A 308-nucleotide genomic window follows, 5' to 3' on the forward strand; every position below is an offset into this window, starting at 1 on the left:
CCCGTAGCCATAGATGTCGTTGAACGGCTTGAAACTGTCGATATCGACGTAGCAGATCACTGACTCGCGCCGTTGTTGCAGCAAGCGCGTCAGGCATTGCTGAATCGGCACATTGCCGGGTAGCAGCGTCAGTGGGTTGGCGTACCGCGCTTGTTGGATCTTCAGCTCGGTGATCAGCTTAAGCACATCAATGACCCGACCCAGGCCGAGGTAATCGCCGTTGAGGGTGATGATGAAATCTTCTTCAATTCGCTGACGTGCGCGGCTGGTCAACAAGCGGCTGACTTGCTGCAGGGACTGGCTCAATT

At 55.5% G+C, this 308-nt stretch carries 1 pseudogene; it reads right to left on the minus strand.

Annotation, left to right across the window (positions count from 1 at the left end):
* Positions 1-308, minus strand: a pseudogene (locus K5S59_RS30620) (GGDEF domain-containing protein); the annotation flags it as partial.

This window comes from Bacillus sp. BML-BC051 (assembly GCF_019656175.1).
Classification (GTDB): domain Bacteria; phylum Bacillota; class Bacilli; order Bacillales; family Bacillaceae_G; genus Bacillus_A; species Bacillus_A mobilis.